The following is a 15707-nucleotide window of genomic DNA, read 5'->3' as shown; positions in this document are numbered from 1 at the left end:
CGGCGACGGGCCATTTAACTTTTATCCTCATTCATGAGTGAATTATGCACAACACCAGTACAACGAATTTCCCTTTACGTAAAACGCTGCTGGCGCTGACTATTGGCGCGCTGAGCCAGGGGGCGCTGGCCGCAGACGGCGACGCCAAGAAAAACCAGGAGGACACCCTGGTTGTCCGGGCCGAAAAACACGGCGATTTCAACTCCGGCGGCAATGATTTGGTTCCCGCCTATCTGGATGGACAGGTCGCCCACGGCGGCCGCCTGGGAATGTTGGGCGAACAGAAAGCGATGGACGTTCCGTTCAACGTCATAGGTTATACCGCGAAGCTGGTACAGGATCAGCAGGCGAAGACCATCGCCGACGTGGTCAGCAACGACGCGGGTGTACAGGCGGTGCAGGGGTACGGTAACTTCGCCGAAACCTATCGTATCCGCGGTTTCCAACTGGACGGCGACGACATGACGATGGGCGGGCTGCCGGGCGTGGTGCCGCGCCAGGTGATGGATACCCAGATGCTGGAGCGGGTGGAGATCTTCAAAGGGGCGAACGCCCTATTGAACGGCCTGGCTTCCAGCGGCGTTGGCGGCATGATCAATCTTGAACCGAAGCGGGCGGAAGAAACGCCGACCACCCAGATCGGCCTCGACTACACCTCCGATTCTCAGGTGGGCGGCACGCTGGATCTGGGCCGCCGTTTTGGTGACGACAACCAGTTTGGTGCTCGTGTCAACCTGGTGCACCGTGAGGGTGAAACGGCGGTTGAGGATGATAAGCGGCGCACTACGCTGGCATCGGTTGGGCTGGACTATCGCGGCGATCGTTTCCGTTCATCGTTGGACTTCGGTTATCAGAAAAAGACCTTCCATGGGGGAACGATGGGGGTCAACATCAGCGGCATCGATGTGATACCCGCGGTGCCTGACACCCGTAAAAATTACAGTCAGCAGTGGGGCTACAGCGATATCGAGAACGAATTCGGCATGGCGAAAGCGGAATATGATTTAACCCGCGACTGGAAGGCCTATGCCGGCTTGGGCGCGCAGCACGGCCATGAAACCGGTGTTTACAGCGCACCGAAGCTCATCAACGCCAACGGCGACGCCACGGTTGGGCGCCTGGACACCAACCGCATTATCGACGCTTTCAGCGGCATGGCGGGGCTTGAGGGCAAGTTCACGACCTGGGCGGTTTCGCATCGGGTCAACGTCGGCTATTCCGCGCAGATTAAACGCGACAAAACCGCGTGGCGCATGTCCGCCAACAATCCGACGACCAATATCTACGATAACCATGATGTCGCAATACCGGACAACGCCTATTTCGGCGGCAACTACAGCGATCCGCTGACCACGGCGCGTAACCGGACGCAGGGCTGGTTGTTCAGCGATACGTTGGGCTTTTTCGGCGACCGGGTGTTGTTAACGGCGGCGGCGCGCCATCAGAAAGTGGTGGTGCGTAATTACAGCAACGCCACCGGCCTGGAGGATACCGCCTCCCGTTATACGCAAAGCCGCTGGATGCCGACGTTCGGGCTGGTCTACAAGCCGTGGGAAACGGTGTCGCTTTATGCCAACCATACCGAGGCGTTGCAGCCTGGCGGCATTGCGCCGAAAGAGGCGGCTAACTTCGGGCAGAGTACCGGTATCGCCCGTTCCAAGCAAAATGAAGTGGGCGTGAAAGTTGATTTCGAACGCGTGGGCGGCTCGTTGGCGCTGTTTGAAATCAAAAAGCCGGCCACCATGATCGACAGCAACAACTACTACACGTTGAACGGCGAGCAACGTAACCGCGGCGTGGAGTTGAATGTATTTGGCGAACCGGCCTTCGGCCTGCGCCTTAACGGCAGCGCTACCTGGCTTTCGCCCGAGCTGACCAAAACCCAGGGCGGCCGTAACGATGGCAAAGACGCTATCGGCGTAGCGCACTTCTACGCGGTGCTGGGGGCGGAATACGATATCAGGCCGGTCGATGGCCTGACGGCGACGGCGAAAGTGAGGCATACCGGTTCGCAATATGCCGACTCCGCCAATACCAAAAAGCTCGATAGTTTCACGACCCTGGATCTCGGCCTTCGCTATCGCATGCGTTTGAATGAGGATCAAAATACGCTGGTATGGCGTGTGGGGTTGGACAACGTCACGAACGAGAAGTATTGGTCCGGCGTAGAAAGCAATGGCACTTACGTCTTCCAGGGACAGGCGAGAACGCTGAAAGCGTCGGTAACTTACGACTTCTAAGCGATACAGAAACGACGGCGGCCCACATGCGATGGGGCGCCGGTTTCTTCGTCACCGGGGGAGCGTTTTTCACTATGACCGATGGGTGAGCACGCTGATCAGATCCAGCGCGTCGTCCGCCGCCGCGATTTCGCTTTCGCTGAGCGCCTGCCGTTCGATGAAGCTCTCGATGGCTTCCAGCAGGGAGAAGACGCTGATTTCATCCCCTATCTTCACGACTTCGCAAACGCCACGCCCGATCGCCAGACAGATGGCTTCATCAAATTCACACGGTTTGCTGTTCATCTTTTTTCCCCTACGGCGTTTGGGATGATATCGGCCATGCTACCGGTTTTTGCCCGGCTGCTGTCTGACGAAAATCTCATTTTTTCGTTGATGCTGGCGGGCGCACGATCGCGTGCAGTGGCGAAATTCTGATTTCCTCACCGTGGCCAAATTTCCCTTGTGACCGCCGTGCCGGCGCGGTATTGTCGCCAAATGACGACAATACCGCCTCATTGTCCGCATAAAAAATTCATGACGTTATCATCCCTTCATCCCGCTGCCGTGCGGGATTTTTTTATGAGGTTTATCTCAAAGTGCGGATAACCTCGACGCGATCGCTTGCCATGTTCTGGGAATAATCCTAGCTTGAAATAGTCATTTAGGGTTAGCAATCCCTCATGACCTCCTTGTAACACTTGATGCACCAGAACGTTTTCTCCCCCGCTGCGGCGGGGGTTTTTAATGACGTGCATCAGAAAAGGCCGCAACGCAAGAACCGACAGAGTTCGTGACGATAATCAGTTTAAGCATCAGGGGATGGGAAAATGAAAAATGATTTGGCGGCGGCGATCGCGATTGGCTGTGTGCTGTTGTTCGCATTGGCGGTCGGTTCGCCCCTTTCTATCGGTACCTCGCTGTAATCTTCCGCGGCCCCGTTAGGGGCCGCTCACCGCGCCTGTCGCCGCGTCTGCGGATTTTTGCGCCGATCGCCTGCCCACGCGATAAAATCAGCCAAATTGCGGTTGATGTATGGCGAACTTTGAGTACTCTGAGTGCTTTGCACACCTCGCGTGCGCCCGTTCTATCTATGCTTTAATCACGCCCATCACAGGAATCGCCATGCCCGCCCGTCAAACCTCGAGGAGCCCGCTCTGATGCTGGAGATGTTATTACAGTGGTACCGCCGCCGCTTCACCGATCCGCAGGCTATCGCGCTGCTGGTGATCCTGGTTGCCGGCTTCCTCATTCTCTATTTTCTGCACGGCATTCTGACCCCGTTGCTGGTCGCCATTGTGCTGGCCTATCTGCTGGAATGGCCGACCGCGCGCCTGCAGCGCATCGGCTGTTCGCGCACCTGGGCGGCGAGCATCATGCTGCTGGTGTTTGCGGGCGTCGCCATGCTGCTGGTGTTCGTCGTCGCGCCAACCGCCTGGCAACAGGGCATCAATCTGATGAGCGATCTGCCGGGCATGCTCAACCAGTTCTATAACTTCGCCGCGACGCTGCCGAAGCGTTACCCGGCGCTGGTGGATGCCGGCATCATCGACATGATGGCGGAAAACCTGCGCAGCCGGCTGTCCGGCATGGGCGAATCGGTGGTGAAATTCTCGCTGGCGTCGCTGGTCGGCCTGCTGACGTTGGCTATCTACCTGATCCTGGTGCCGATGATGATGTTCTTCCTGCTGAAAGACAAAGAGCAGCTGCTGAACGCGGTGCGCCGCGTGCTGCCGCGCAATCGCGGCCTGGCGGGGCAGGTCTGGAACGAGATGAATCAGCAGATCACCAACTACATTCGTGGCAAGGTGCTGGAGATGGTGATTGTCGGCGTGGCGACCTACCTGGTGTTCGCCGTGCTGGACATGCGCTATTCGCTGCTGCTGGCGGTGCTGGTGGGCTTCTCGGTGCTGATCCCCTACATCGGCGCGGTGCTGGTCACCATACCGGTGGTGGTGGTGGCGCTGTTCCAGTGGGGCGTCGGCGCCGATTTCTGGACGCTGATCGTCGCCTATCTGGTGGTGCAGGGGCTGGACGGCAACCTGCTGGTGCCGATCCTGTTCTCCGAAGCGGTCAACCTGCATCCGCTGGTGATTATCCTTTCTGTGATCGTGTTCGGCGGGATGTGGGGCTTTTGGGGGGTGTTTTTCGCCATACCGCTGGCGACGCTGGTGAAGGCGGTGATTCACGCCTGGCCGGATGAACTGCGGGTCGAGGTGGAAGACGAGGCCGGCTGAGAGGGAATAACGAAGCGCAGCAGGCCGCTGCGCTTCGTGAGATTTACTGCTGCAGGTAGTTCAAAACGATGTCGTGGTGATTGGTGGTTTTGAAATCATCAAACACTTTTTCAATCTTGCCTTTGCCATCGATCAGGAAACTGATGCGGTGAATACCGTCGTAGGTCTTGCCCATGAAGGTTTTCTCGCCCCACACGCCAAACTGTTGCGACACCTGATGATCTTCATCAGACAACAGCGTGAAGTTGAGCAGCTCCTTTTCGGCGAAGCGCGACAGTTTTTCCGGTTTGTCGGTGCTGATGCCCAGCACTTCGACGCCGGCCTTTTTCAATTCGTCCATGTTGTCCCGCAGGCCGCAGGCTTGCACGGTGCAGCCCGGCGTCATCGCCTTCGGATAGAAGTAAACCAAAACTCGCTGTCCCTGGAAGTCGGCCAAATTAATTTCCTCACCGTCCTGGTCAGGCAAACTAAATTTCGGCGCTGTGTCACCGGCTTTCAATGGGCTCATCACTACTCTCCATCTTTCTCGTCATGCTGTGGATAGTTCACCACGCTAATACTGCCTTGCGCGTTCAATTCTGTACATAGGCGATGGAAGGCTTGCTCAATATTTGAGGCGTCCCGATCGCCGGAGCTGTGGGCGGTGATTTGGATATACAGCTGCGGCGGCAGGTCGCCCTCCGCCGGCTGCGTGCGCGAGACCAGTTCGGCGATATTCATCTGGCTGGAGTCGAACAGATCGGTAAAGCGTTCGATGATGTGCGGCGAGTCCTTCACTTCCACCTGCACCCACACCGTGGCCGGCATCGGCGGCCTTTCGTGCGAGTTTGTGCGCTTCATCACGATCAGCAGATCCAGCTCCGCGCCTTTTTGCGGCAGGGTGGATTCGATCAGGGTGATGGCGTTCCAGCTGCCGGACAGCAGCATGATGAACGTGAACTCCTCTCCCAGCATGGCCAGACGGCTATCTTCGATATTGCATCCGCAACTGCTGACGTGGCGGGTGATGGTATTGACGATTCCGGGGCGGTCGGCGCCGAGCGCGGTAATCACGAGATAGTGTTCGTCTGACTGAGGCAAAATAGCGCTTCCTGTCGTGCTTAATGGGGTTACCATGGTAAACATAAAAAAAACCGCCTGCCAAGCGCTTACAACGCGGTTGTGCGCTTGCTTTTGGATAGGCAGCAAAAGTACCATGAGTGACTTGTTTGTGGAGGGGACGGCCAATGTTTACGGGAAGTATTGTTGCACTGGTGACGCCGATGGACGACAAAGGTGCTGTCGATCGCGCGAGCCTGAAAAAATTGATCGATTATCATGTAGCCAGTGGCACCGCGGCGATCGTTTCCGTAGGGACCACCGGCGAGTCCGCAACGCTTGCCCATGACGAGCACGTTGACGTGGTGCTGCAGACGCTGGAGCTGGCCGACGGCCGCATTCCGGTGATCGCCGGCACCGGCGCCAACGCCACCGCCGAAGCCATCGCGCTCACCACCCGCTTCGCCAATACCGGCGTAGTGGGCTGCCTGACGGTGACGCCGTACTACAATAAGCCGACGCAGGAAGGGCTGTATCAGCACTTCAAGGCGATCGCCGAGAGCACCGAGCTGCCGCAGATCCTGTACAACGTGCCTTCGCGCACCGGCTGCGACATGCTGCCGCCGACCATCGCTCGGCTGGCAAAAATCAAGAATATTGTTGCTGTAAAAGAAGCGACGGGGAACTTAAGTCGCGTTAGTCAGATCCAAGTGCTGGTTGACGATGAAGACTTCATTTTGCTGAGCGGCGACGACGCCAGCGGGCTGGACTTCATGCAACTGGGCGGCAAAGGGGTGATTTCCGTGACGGCCAACGTGGCCGCGCGCGAAATGGCGGAACTTTGCGCGCTGGCGGCGCAGGGCAAATTTGCCGACGCGCGCCGCTTAAATCAGCGCTTGATGCCGTTGCATCAGGATCTATTTGTAGAAGCAAACCCAATTCCGGTGAAGTGGGCCTGTAAGGCGTTGGGATTGATGGCAACCGATACGCTGCGTCTGCCGATGACGCCGTTGAGCGAAGCCGCCCGCCCGGTGGTGGAGCGCGCGCTGAAAAGCGTCGGTTTGCTGTAACTCTAAGGGAAATTTGATGGCTTATTCATTGCAAAAGTCGACGGTAGCAAAAGTAGTGGGCATCTCTTTGGTGATGATGCTGGCAGCCTGCAGCAGCGATCAGCGCTACAAGCGCCAGGTCAGCGGCGACGAGGCCTACCTCGACGCGGCTCCGCTCAAAGCGCTGAACGCGCCGTCCGGCATGATCCTGCCGGTGCAGAGCGGCAACTATGACGTTCCCGCCACGACGCTGCAAGGCAACGTCGGCAAGCAGCTGGACATTCGTCCGCCGGTGCAGCCGCTGGCGCTGCTGAGCGGTTCACGCGCGCAATACGCCGGCGACAGCGGCACGCTGCTGCTGGAAAACAGCCCGCAGAACCAGAACCTGTGGTCGCGCGTGGTCAGCCTGCTGCAGGCGAAGAACATCGCGATCGCTTCCCGCCAGGACGCCGGTCAGACCCTGACCACCGACTGGGTGAAGTGGAACCGTCTGGACGAAGACAACCAGTACGAAGGCCGTTATCAGATCAGCGTGCAGCAGCAGGGCTACCAGCAGGCGCTGGTGGTGAAAAGCGTTGGCCTGCAGCAGCAGGGCAAGACCGAGCAGGTGACCGATCAGTCTGAGATCCAGCGCTACAACGGCATGATGATCAACACCCTGATCGAAGGCCTGGACAAGCAGGACAACCTGGCGAGCAGCCAAACCGCCAGCCGCTTCGGCGCGCTGGACGTGCAGAGCGGCGCCGATGATACCGGCCTGCCGATGCTGGTCGTGCGCGGCCCGTACACCGTGGTGTGGGATCGCCTGCCGCCGGCGCTCGAAAAACTGGGGATGAAAGTGGGTGACCGCAGCCGTCCGCAGGGCACCGTCGCCGTGACCTACAAGTCCCTGAGCAGCAGCGATTGGGATGCGTTGGGCGTCAAGGATCCTGAACTGGCGGAAGGGGATTACAAGCTGCAGGTCGGCGATCTCAACAACCGCACCAGCCTGCAATTTATCGATCCGAAAGGCAAACCGCTGACCCAGTCGAAAAACGACGCACTGGTGGCGGCATTCCAGTCTGCCTTCAGTAAAACCAGCGTTAACTAATCAAAAAGGGGCTTCGGCCCCTTTTTGTTTTTTCTATACGGTATCGTTTGCGTCGCAGGTTTGGCACAATAGTGTCCGGCACGCCAAAGAATTCATTAGGTCAATTCTATACCCCCTAATTTCGGGCCGCGCTCGGGAGACATCGGGGATACATCACTGGAGTAAGTAAGATGCAAAAGCTAGCTGAGCTGTATCGCGGAAAGGCAAAAACCGTTTACACCACCGAGAATCCCGATCTGTTGGTGTTGGAGTTCCGCAACGATACGTCAGCACTGGATGGTCAGCGCATTGAGCAGTTCGATCGCAAAGGCATGGTGAACAACAAGTTCAACCATTTCATCATGAGCAAACTGGAAGAAGCCGGCATCCCGACCCAGATGGAGCGTCTGCTGTCCGACAACGAAGTGCTGGTGAAGAAGCTGGACATGGTGCCGGTGGAATGCGTGATCCGCAACCGCGCCGCCGGTTCGCTGGTGAAGCGTCTGGGCATCGAAGAGGGCCTGGTGCTGAACCCGCCGCTGTTCGATCTGTTCCTGAAAAACGACGCCATGCACGATCCGATGGTCAACGAATCCTACTGCGAAACCTTCGGCTGGGTGAGCAAAGAACATCTGGCGCGCATGCGCGAGCTGAGCTACCGCGCCAACGACGTGTTGACCCAGCTGTTCGACGACGCGGGCCTGATCCTGGTCGACTTCAAGCTGGAGTTCGGCCTGTTCAACGGCGAAGTGGTGCTGGGCGATGAGTTCTCGCCGGACGGCAGCCGCCTGTGGGACAAAAACACCCTGGACAAGATGGACAAAGACCGTTTCCGTCAAAGCCTGGGCGGCCTGATCGAAGCCTATGAAGAAGTGGCGCGCCGCATCGGCGTGAAGCTCGACTAAGCGTCGGCACCGCCATTCGGGGCGATCCGGCCGGATCGTCCCGCTATTCTGCGTTTTTCCAGAAAATTTCTACATTTCCTCTGCGGCAGACCATTTATAATAATGGATGCGAGATGACTAAAACCTATCCCACTCAGGCTTGAAGCTGCCTTTGCGCTTACCATCGCGGCGCAACTTCAACGAGCAGGGGAAATATCTGGAGTATATTTATGCGTTGGCAAGGGCGTCGGGAAAGTGACAATGTTGAGGATCGTCGCGGGCAATCTTCAGGTTTGGGCGGCGGCGGCTTCCGCGTGCCGGTGCGCGGCAAGGGCGGCATCGTCATTCTGGTGGTGGTGCTGGTGGCCGGCTATTACGGCATCGATCTGTCGCCGCTATTGAACGGCGGTAACGTTGCGCCGCAGGGGCAACAACAGAGCGCCAACATCAGTCCGAAAGATGATGAGCTGGCCAAATTCACCTCGGTGGTGCTGGCCTCGACCGAGGACAACTGGAAAGAGATTTTCCAGCGCATGGGCAAAACCTATCAACCGCCGAAGCTGGTGATGTATCGCGGCGTGACGCGCACCAGCTGCGGCACCGGTCAGGCGGCAATGGGGCCGTTCTACTGCCCGGGTGACAGAACGGTGTATATCGATTTGTCTTTCTATCAGGACATGAAAACCAAGCTGGGCGCCGGCGGTGATTTCGCTCAGGCCTATGTGGTGGCGCACGAAGTCGGCCACCACGTGCAGAACCTGTTGGGTATCGAGCCCAAGGTGCGCCAGATGCAGCAGGGCGCCAGCCAGGCGGAAGTGAACCGCCTGTCGGTGAAAATGGAGCTGCAGGCGGACTGCTTCGCCGGCGTGTGGGGCAAATATGCCGAGAAGCAGCAGATGCTGGAAGAGGGCGACCTGCAGGCGGCGCTGAACGCCGCGCAGGCGATTGGCGACGATCGGTTGCAGCAGCAGAGTCAGGGCCGCGTCGTGCCGGACAGCTTCACTCATGGCACCTCGCAGCAGCGCTACACCTGGTTTAAACAGGGCTTCGACAGCGGCGATCCCAATACCTGCAACACCTTTGCATCCCGTTAACGCCTCAAGTGCCGGAGCCTGACTCCGGCATTTTTTTCGGATTGAGATACAGCCTTATGTTACAGGCAGCGCAACAACTCATGCGGCGGCAGGGCATCCGGCGCCTGCTGGTGCTCAGCGGTGAGCCCGACTGGTGTCGCGAACAGGCGCAGCGGCTGGCGGCGACGCTGCCGGGCGACTGGCCGTGGGTGGGGCAAAACCCGCCGCCCGGCCCGACGGCGTTGGCGAGTGGCGCCGTGCGCCAATTGCTGGGGCAGGAGCGGCTGCACGCGGTGTTCGACGCCGGTCAGTCGCTGGACGTGGAGGCATTGGCGGCGCTGTGCGGCGCACTGCGCGCCGGCAGCTGGCTGCTGCTGCTGACGCCGCCCTGGCGGCAATGGTCTCAGCTGCCGGACGGCGACAGCCTGCGCTGGAGCGATTGCCCACAGCCGATCACCACCCCGCATTTCATTCACCATCTGCAGCAGCACCTGGCCGACGACCGAGAAGTGACGATCTGGCGGCAGGATGAGCCTCTGACGCTGGCCGCGCTGCCGGCGCGTGAGGGTTGGCTGCCGCCGGATGGCCGGCCGACCGGGGAGCAACAGGCGATCTTGACGGCGCTGCTGCAGGCCGAATCCGGCGTGTGGGTGCTGACCGCCGCCCGCGGCCGCGGCAAATCGACGCTGGCCGGCATGCTGGTGGCGCAGTCGCCGCTGACCTGTTGGATCACCGGGCCGAGCCGCGCCGCCACGGAGGTAGCCGGGGAATGGGCGCAGGGGCGCGCGCAGTTTTGGGCGCCTGATGCCTTGCTGGCGCAGTGTCGGGAGGGGGACGTCGGCGCCGTGGGCTGGCTGCTGGTGGATGAAGCGGCGGCGATCCCCGCGCCGCTGTTGCAGCAGCTGATCGGTTATTTCCCGCGCGTGCTGCTGACCACCACGGTGCAGGGGTATGAGGGCACCGGCCGCGGTTTTCTGCTGAAGTTTTGCGCCGGGCTGCCGTCTTATCAGGCGTTGAGCCTGCAACAGCCGATGCGCTGGGCACAGGGCGATGCGCTGGAACGGGTCACGGACAATGCGCTGTTGTTCAATGAGCTGCCCGCCTGGCCGGCGGATGGCCAGGCGATCGATTACAGCCAGGCAGAGCAGCGTGAGCTGTGCGCCGATCCGCAGCGGCTGGCGCGTTTCTACGCCCTGCTGAGCAGCGCGCATTACCGCACCTCGCCGCTGGACTTACGCAGGCTGATGGATGCGCCCGGCATGCATTTCGGGCTGGCGCAGGCCGGGCAGGAGGTAGTTGGCGCCGTGTGGCTGGTGGACGAAGGTGGCTTGAGCGCCGAGTTGGCGCACGATGTGTGGGCCGGCCGCCGCCGGCCGCGCGGCAACCTGGTGGCGCAGTCGCTGGCAGCGCATGGCGGCCAGTGGTGGGCGCCGACGCTGCGGTCACGGCGCATTACCCGCATCGCCACGCTGCCGGCGTTGCGGCGGCGGGGTATCGCGCGTCAGCTGGTCGAGCGGCAACGCCGTCAGGCGCAGGGGCTGGATTTTCTGTCGGTCAGCTTCGGCTATACCGAGCCGCTGTGGCGCTTTTGGCAATCCTGCGGTTTCGAGCTGGTGCGCATCGGCAGCAAGCCGGAGGCCAGCAGCGGCTGCTATACCGCGATGGCTATCCTGCCCCTGAGCGAGCAAGGAGAGGCGCTGCGGCACGCGGCGCACAAGCATCTGGCGCGCGACTGGCCCTGGCTGCGGCAGCGTATTGAACTCGCGCTGGCGATCCCGGGCGACGACGGCGATACGCCGCTCGGCGAAGAGGATTGGCGCGAGCTGGCCGGGTTCGCTTTCGCCCATCGGCCGCTGGAGGCCAGCCTGGGGGCATTGCAGCGTTTGCTGTTGGCCAGCAATCTGCCGCTGCCCGCGCTGCGCGGCCATCTGCAACGGCGGCAACCCCCGGCGGCCTGCGCGGAGCTGGCGGGCGTTAGCGGCCAGAAAGCCTTGCTGCGCCACTGGCGGCACGAAGCGGCGCAGGCGCTGGAACAGCTGAATGCGCAGCACTGCCGCTACTGGCGCGACTGGACGCAGTCGTTGCAATAAATTGAATAACTCGCTCAATAAAACCCGATTTTCCCGATTTCTCAACGGCGTATAGTCACTGTCAGCGGTGTGGCGGCGACTGTCGCCGCACCAGGTTTGGTTACTATTAAGGAGTCATCGATGAAACATGAGCATTTCGTTGTCCAAAGCCCGGCGGCCCCGGCGGCGCAGCTGATCTTGCTGTTTCACGGTGTCGGCGACAACCCGGTGGCGATGGGGGAGATCGGCAGCTACTTCGCCAAAGAGTTTCCTCAGGCGCAGGTGGTGAGCATCGGTGGCCCCGAAGCGTTTGGCAACGGTGCCGGGCGCCAGTGGTTTTCGGTGCAGGACGTGACCGAAGAGAACCGCGCGGCCCGCATCGCAGACGTAATGCCGCAGTTTGTGGCGGTAGTGCGCCATTGGCAGCAACTGAGCGGCGTGGGCTATGCCGGCACGGCGCTGGTGGGGTTCTCGCAGGGGGCGATCATGGCGCTTGAGGCGCTAAAAGCGGAAACCCGGTTGGCCGGGCGCGTGGTCGCGTTCAGCGGGCGTTTCGCCCAGCTGCCTGAGCAGGCTTTCGGCGACAGCGTGGTGCATTTGATCCACGGTGAAGAGGACGCGGTGATCGCGGTGCAACACGCTCACGCGGCGGCAGAAGCGCTACGGGCCGGCGGCGCCGATTTTACGCTGGACGTGGAGGAAAACGTCGGGCACGTAATCAACCAGGGCATGATGAACGCCGCGCTGGAAAGGCTGCATTATTATGTGCCGCAGCGCTACTGGGACGAGGCATTGTCCGGCAAGCGTGGCGAGCTGATCGCCTTTCGCTAAAAATTCAGGGCGCCGATGAGCGCCCTGATGTCATTTCTTTTTCGGCCAGTCGTCTTCGTCATCCCACTGGGCGTTGTTGTCGCGGTGCGGCGGTATCTCCGGCTTGTTGGCCAGATAGCTTTTCACGTCGACGCGGCGCAGTTCCTTAATGCCGCTGACGACCATTCCCACCAGGATCAGCAGGATAATCCACCAGTAATCAGCTAACCATTGCATAGCTACTCCTTTCCTTCACTGCGTATAAAACGCGAAAAAATCGAGGGCAGATGGCGTTCGAGCCATTCGGCACCGGCGACCTCCTTGTCTTGCCAGGCCGCCAGCAACAGCGCCGGGGTCAGCAAGCGTTCGGCCTCTTGCGCCAGCGGCCGGTAGCTCAGATGCCACGGCTCTACCGCCACGCCACCGCTGTCTTCGGTAAAGGGGCGGTAGAAACCGAACTCGGCCATATGCGCCGTCAGCCACTGGTTGAGCGGCGCAAAGTAACCGCCTTCTTCATATTCCCACGGCTCCAGCTGCAGCTTTTTCCCTTCCGGCAGCAGCGACGGATCGTACACATCCAGATCGCTGCCCCAGTGATGGCGGCTGGCGCCCGGCAGAGCCGACCAGCGCAGGATCGCCTCACAGCGCTCGGCGGCGGGCAGCGGCGCGACGTCGATCGGGCGGCTGTCCTTATCTAATACTGGCCGCTGGCCGCAGAATTTGCCATTCCAAATCGCCAACTGCCGGTCGAAATCGCGGAAGGTGCTGGCGGGCTGGAGATCGAATCCCGCCTCATGCGCCGCTTGCTGCATCGCCAGGAAGGCGTTGACCGCCTGCGGCTGCAGCCGATGGTTCCCGCTCAGCGGCGCCAGGTGTTCGGTTGAGCGGCCGGTGAGCATCTCTGCGTTGATCATGCGACCAATTGCTCCATGATGCGTTGATACATGCGGCTCAGCAGCTGCAGATCCGCGGCGTTGACGCATTCGTTGACCTTGTGGATGGTGGCGTTGACCGGCCCCAGCTCCACCACCTGCGCGCCCATCTGCGCGATAAAGCGGCCGTCGGAGGTGCCGCCGGTGGTCAGCAACTGCGGCGTCAGTTCAGAATAGTGCTCGACGGCGTTGACCACCGCATCCACCAGCGCGCCGCGCGAGGTGAGGAACGGTTGGCCGGACAGCCGCCACTCGATGCTGTAGTTCAGCTGGTGGCGTTCCAGCAGCTCTTCCACGCGCTGCTTGATCATCGCGTCGGTCAGCTCGGTGCTGAAACGGAAGTTGAACTGCACGTAAAGATCGCCCGGGATCACGTTGTTGCTGCCGGTGCCGGCCTGCACGTTGGCGATCTGCATGCTGGTCGGCGGGAAGAACTCGTTGCCGCGATCCCATTCGATCGCCACCAGTTCATTCAGCGCCGGCATGGCGCGATGCACCGGGTTGTCCGCCAGGTGCGGATAGGCGACGTGCCCCTGTACGCCGTGGATATGCAGGTTGGCGGTGATGGAGCCGCGACGACCGTTTTTCACCACGTCGCCGACGCGCTCGGTGCTGGACGGCTCGCCGACCAGGCAGTAATCCAGCCGTTCGTTGCGCGCCATCAGCGCTTCGACCACCTTAACCGTTCCGTGGGTGGCGCTGGCCTCTTCATCCGAGGTGATCAGGAATGCCAGGCGGCCCCGGTGATCCGGGTTGGCGGCGACAAAGCGTTCCGCGGCCACCACCATTGCGGCCAATGAACCTTTCATGTCCGCCGCGCCGCGGCCATACAGCATGCCGTCGCGGATCGCCGGTTCAAACGGCGGGTTGTCCCAACGCTTTTCATCGCCGGTCGGCACCACGTCGGTGTGCCCGGCAAACGCCAGGGTTTGCCCTTCGCCGCGCCAGGCCCAGAAATTCTGGGTGTCTTCGAAGTCCATCGCTTCGACGGTGAAGCCGATCGCCTGCAGACGATCGATCATCAGTTGCTGACAGCCTTCGTCATTCGGGCTGAGGGAAGGGCGCTTGATCAGCTGCTGGGCCAGTTCGATAACCGGGCAAGTCATACGGCGACCTCGGCGATAAATTGCTGGTAAGTGTCGGCGTTAAAACCGAGCAGGGCGCGGCCGTTGCCGTCGTCCAGCAGCGGGCGTTTAATGATTGCCGGCTGCGCCAGCATCAGCGCGATGGCGGCGTCGGCGTTATCGCAGGCGTTGCGCTGCGCTTCATCCAGCTTGCGCCAGGTGGTGCCGCGGGTATTGAGCAGCGGCTCCCAACCCAGTTGCGCGACGAAACCGCGCAGCTGCTGTTCGGTCAGGCCGTCGGCGCGGTAGTCGTGAAAATGATAGGCCACGCCCTGATCTTCCAGCCAGCGGCGGGCTTTCTTGATGGTGTCGCAGTTTTTGATGCCGTACATCGTCAGCGTTGTCTGTTGCGGTTTGTTTGCCATGGCGTAAAGCTACCTGTCTCGTCGAGTCGATACTGGGCGGCGGGCGCGGTCTTAGGCCTTCTCGCCGCCCGGCGATAGCAGAGATAATGCCAGTAAAGCGGCGGCGAGATCCAGACAACGATGCGCGCGAGATGCGATTGAGCACCAGGGAGAGAGGTTGGCAATGTGGTTGAACGGCAGACTGCGCCGACGGTGCTTGTAAAAGACGCCGGCGAACGCGTTCAGCCGCCAATGCGGATCTGGGCTCAGAGGAACTATTCTTTATTAATTTTTATATTTAAACGATCGGTTAAACACCGTACGCGGGTAATATGCAACAGCGGTTTTATTCTGCTGGCCCCAAGCTTTTTCATGATTCTCGATTTGTAATGATTGGCGGTTTTGTTTCTTATATTCATAGCGTTGCTGATATCGGTCAGCGATTTTCCCGTCGACCACTCCGACAGGAAAAGGGACTCACGCCGGGAGAGCTGCGGCGGCTCGGTATAGTGACTGTAGCGCGTATATAAATCGCCGATCAGGTGGCTGAAACGGCTTAAAGATATAAGATTTGATAATATAATGGTCTTATTGTCGACAATCACCATCTCATGCGGACAGTCGGTAATAATGACTATTTTGTAGGTTTTGGGGTTGGCATATTCATCGCGGTAACGCGCTTCAAAATTGGCGAGGGTGACATCGATAAAGCAGACCCTTCTGCGGTTAAAGTCGGCTGGCGTGTTTTTTTCTGACCATGTTTGATTTATCAGTTGTCTGATACCGATAATGGTATAGGTACATTCGCTGAAAATATCGATCTTCATATTATTATAATCCTTTATTTTTTATTCCCGGT

The 15707-nt window shown here is 60.0% G+C and carries 16 protein-coding genes; 8 read left to right on the top strand and 8 right to left on the bottom strand.

Features of this window, described 5'->3' with window-relative positions; translation table 11 throughout:
* Positions 1 to 44: 44 nt before the first annotated feature.
* The gene (locus ACJ8IN_RS20895) at positions 45 to 2240 is read left to right on the top strand and encodes a TonB-dependent receptor (RefSeq protein WP_060423962.1); all 2196 of its coding nucleotides are present in this window, start codon (positions 45 to 47) and stop codon (positions 2238 to 2240) included.
* Between the two features lie 72 nt (positions 2241 to 2312).
* Here the strand turns inward: ACJ8IN_RS20895 and ACJ8IN_RS20890 are convergent, their stop codons facing one another.
* Positions 2313 to 2525 (bottom strand): hypothetical protein, encoded by a 213-nt coding sequence (locus ACJ8IN_RS20890; RefSeq protein WP_033648813.1) that lies wholly within the window; start codon positions 2523 to 2525, stop codon positions 2313 to 2315.
* An 854-nt stretch (positions 2526 to 3379) separates the two neighbouring features.
* Between ACJ8IN_RS20890 and ACJ8IN_RS20885 the strand changes: the two genes are divergently transcribed.
* The gene (locus ACJ8IN_RS20885; protein WP_033635501.1) at positions 3380 to 4456 is read left to right on the top strand and encodes an AI-2E family transporter; all 1077 of its coding nucleotides are present in this window, start codon (positions 3380 to 3382) and stop codon (positions 4454 to 4456) included.
* Between the two features lie 43 nt (positions 4457 to 4499).
* Here the strand turns inward: ACJ8IN_RS20885 and bcp are convergent, their stop codons facing one another.
* Positions 4500 to 4964 carry a thioredoxin-dependent thiol peroxidase gene (bcp, locus tag ACJ8IN_RS20880; RefSeq protein WP_033654587.1) on the bottom strand — a complete coding sequence of 155 codons (465 nt, stop codon included), beginning with the start codon at positions 4962 to 4964 and terminating at the stop codon, positions 4500 to 4502.
* Between the two features lie 2 nt (positions 4965 to 4966).
* On the bottom strand, positions 4967 to 5572 hold the full coding sequence (locus ACJ8IN_RS20875) for a glycine cleavage system transcriptional repressor (RefSeq protein ID WP_369919484.1): 606 nt from the start codon (positions 5570 to 5572) through the stop codon (positions 4967 to 4969).
* Between the two features lie 110 nt (positions 5573 to 5682).
* Here ACJ8IN_RS20875 and dapA point away from each other — a divergent pair, with 110 nt between their 5' ends.
* The 6 genes from dapA (at position 5683) to ypfH (ending at position 12469) form a co-directional block, all read left to right on the top strand.
* Entirely contained in the window at positions 5683 to 6564 is an 882-nt protein-coding gene (gene dapA, locus ACJ8IN_RS20870; protein ID WP_043147806.1) for a 4-hydroxy-tetrahydrodipicolinate synthase, read from the top strand.
* 16 nt (positions 6565 to 6580) lie between these two features.
* Positions 6581 to 7633 (top strand): outer membrane protein assembly factor BamC, encoded by a 1053-nt coding sequence (bamC, locus tag ACJ8IN_RS20865; protein ID WP_033648812.1) that lies wholly within the window; start codon positions 6581 to 6583, stop codon positions 7631 to 7633.
* Between the two features lie 170 nt (positions 7634 to 7803).
* Complete coding sequence (gene purC / locus ACJ8IN_RS20860) at positions 7804 to 8517, top strand: phosphoribosylaminoimidazolesuccinocarboxamide synthase (protein ID WP_004941708.1); 714 nt, start codon at positions 7804 to 7806, stop codon at positions 8515 to 8517.
* Positions 8518 to 8726: 209 nt separating this feature from the next.
* A complete protein-coding gene (gene ypfJ, locus ACJ8IN_RS20855; RefSeq protein ID WP_033635497.1) occupies positions 8727 to 9590 on the top strand; it encodes a KPN_02809 family neutral zinc metallopeptidase in 864 nt (287 codons plus the stop codon).
* Between the two features lie 56 nt (positions 9591 to 9646).
* Positions 9647 to 11659 carry a GNAT family N-acetyltransferase gene (locus ACJ8IN_RS20850; RefSeq protein ID WP_308325955.1) on the top strand — a complete coding sequence of 671 codons (2013 nt, stop codon included), beginning with the start codon at positions 9647 to 9649 and terminating at the stop codon, positions 11657 to 11659.
* Positions 11660 to 11779: 120 nt separating this feature from the next.
* Positions 11780 to 12469 (top strand): esterase, encoded by a 690-nt coding sequence (gene ypfH / locus ACJ8IN_RS20845; protein ID WP_308325954.1) that lies wholly within the window; start codon positions 11780 to 11782, stop codon positions 12467 to 12469.
* A 30-nt stretch (positions 12470 to 12499) separates the two neighbouring features.
* Here ypfH and ACJ8IN_RS20840 read toward each other — a convergent pair whose 3' ends face one another.
* From ACJ8IN_RS20840 to ACJ8IN_RS20820, 5 genes are all read right to left on the bottom strand, one after another.
* Positions 12500 to 12685 carry a YpfN family protein gene (locus tag ACJ8IN_RS20840; RefSeq protein WP_060428639.1) on the bottom strand — a complete coding sequence of 62 codons (186 nt, stop codon included), beginning with the start codon at positions 12683 to 12685 and terminating at the stop codon, positions 12500 to 12502.
* Positions 12686 to 12687: 2 nt separating this feature from the next.
* Positions 12688 to 13362, bottom strand: coding sequence for a M15 family metallopeptidase (locus ACJ8IN_RS20835; protein WP_060428641.1), 675 nt, complete (start codon positions 13360 to 13362; stop codon positions 12688 to 12690).
* Positions 13359 to 14486: a succinyl-diaminopimelate desuccinylase gene (gene dapE, locus ACJ8IN_RS20830; protein WP_033648807.1), complete on the bottom strand. Its 1128-nt coding sequence runs from the start codon at positions 14484 to 14486 to the stop codon at positions 13359 to 13361. Before dapE ends, ACJ8IN_RS20835 begins: the two co-directional genes overlap by 4 nt.
* A complete protein-coding gene (locus ACJ8IN_RS20825) occupies positions 14483 to 14869 on the bottom strand; it encodes an ArsC family reductase (protein WP_033654592.1) in 387 nt (128 codons plus the stop codon). Before ACJ8IN_RS20825 ends, dapE begins: the two co-directional genes overlap by 4 nt.
* A 254-nt stretch (positions 14870 to 15123) precedes the next feature.
* Positions 15124 to 15675 (bottom strand): LuxR C-terminal-related transcriptional regulator, encoded by a 552-nt coding sequence (locus ACJ8IN_RS20820; protein WP_033648805.1) that lies wholly within the window; start codon positions 15673 to 15675, stop codon positions 15124 to 15126.
* Positions 15676 to 15707 lie beyond the last annotated feature (32 nt).

Source organism: Serratia sp. CY31944, from assembly GCF_052169175.1.
GTDB classification, from domain to species: Bacteria; Pseudomonadota; Gammaproteobacteria; order Enterobacterales; family Enterobacteriaceae; genus Serratia; species Serratia sarumanii.
Note: the sequence above shows the minus strand (reverse complement) of the source record. Positions and strands in the feature narration are given on the sequence as shown.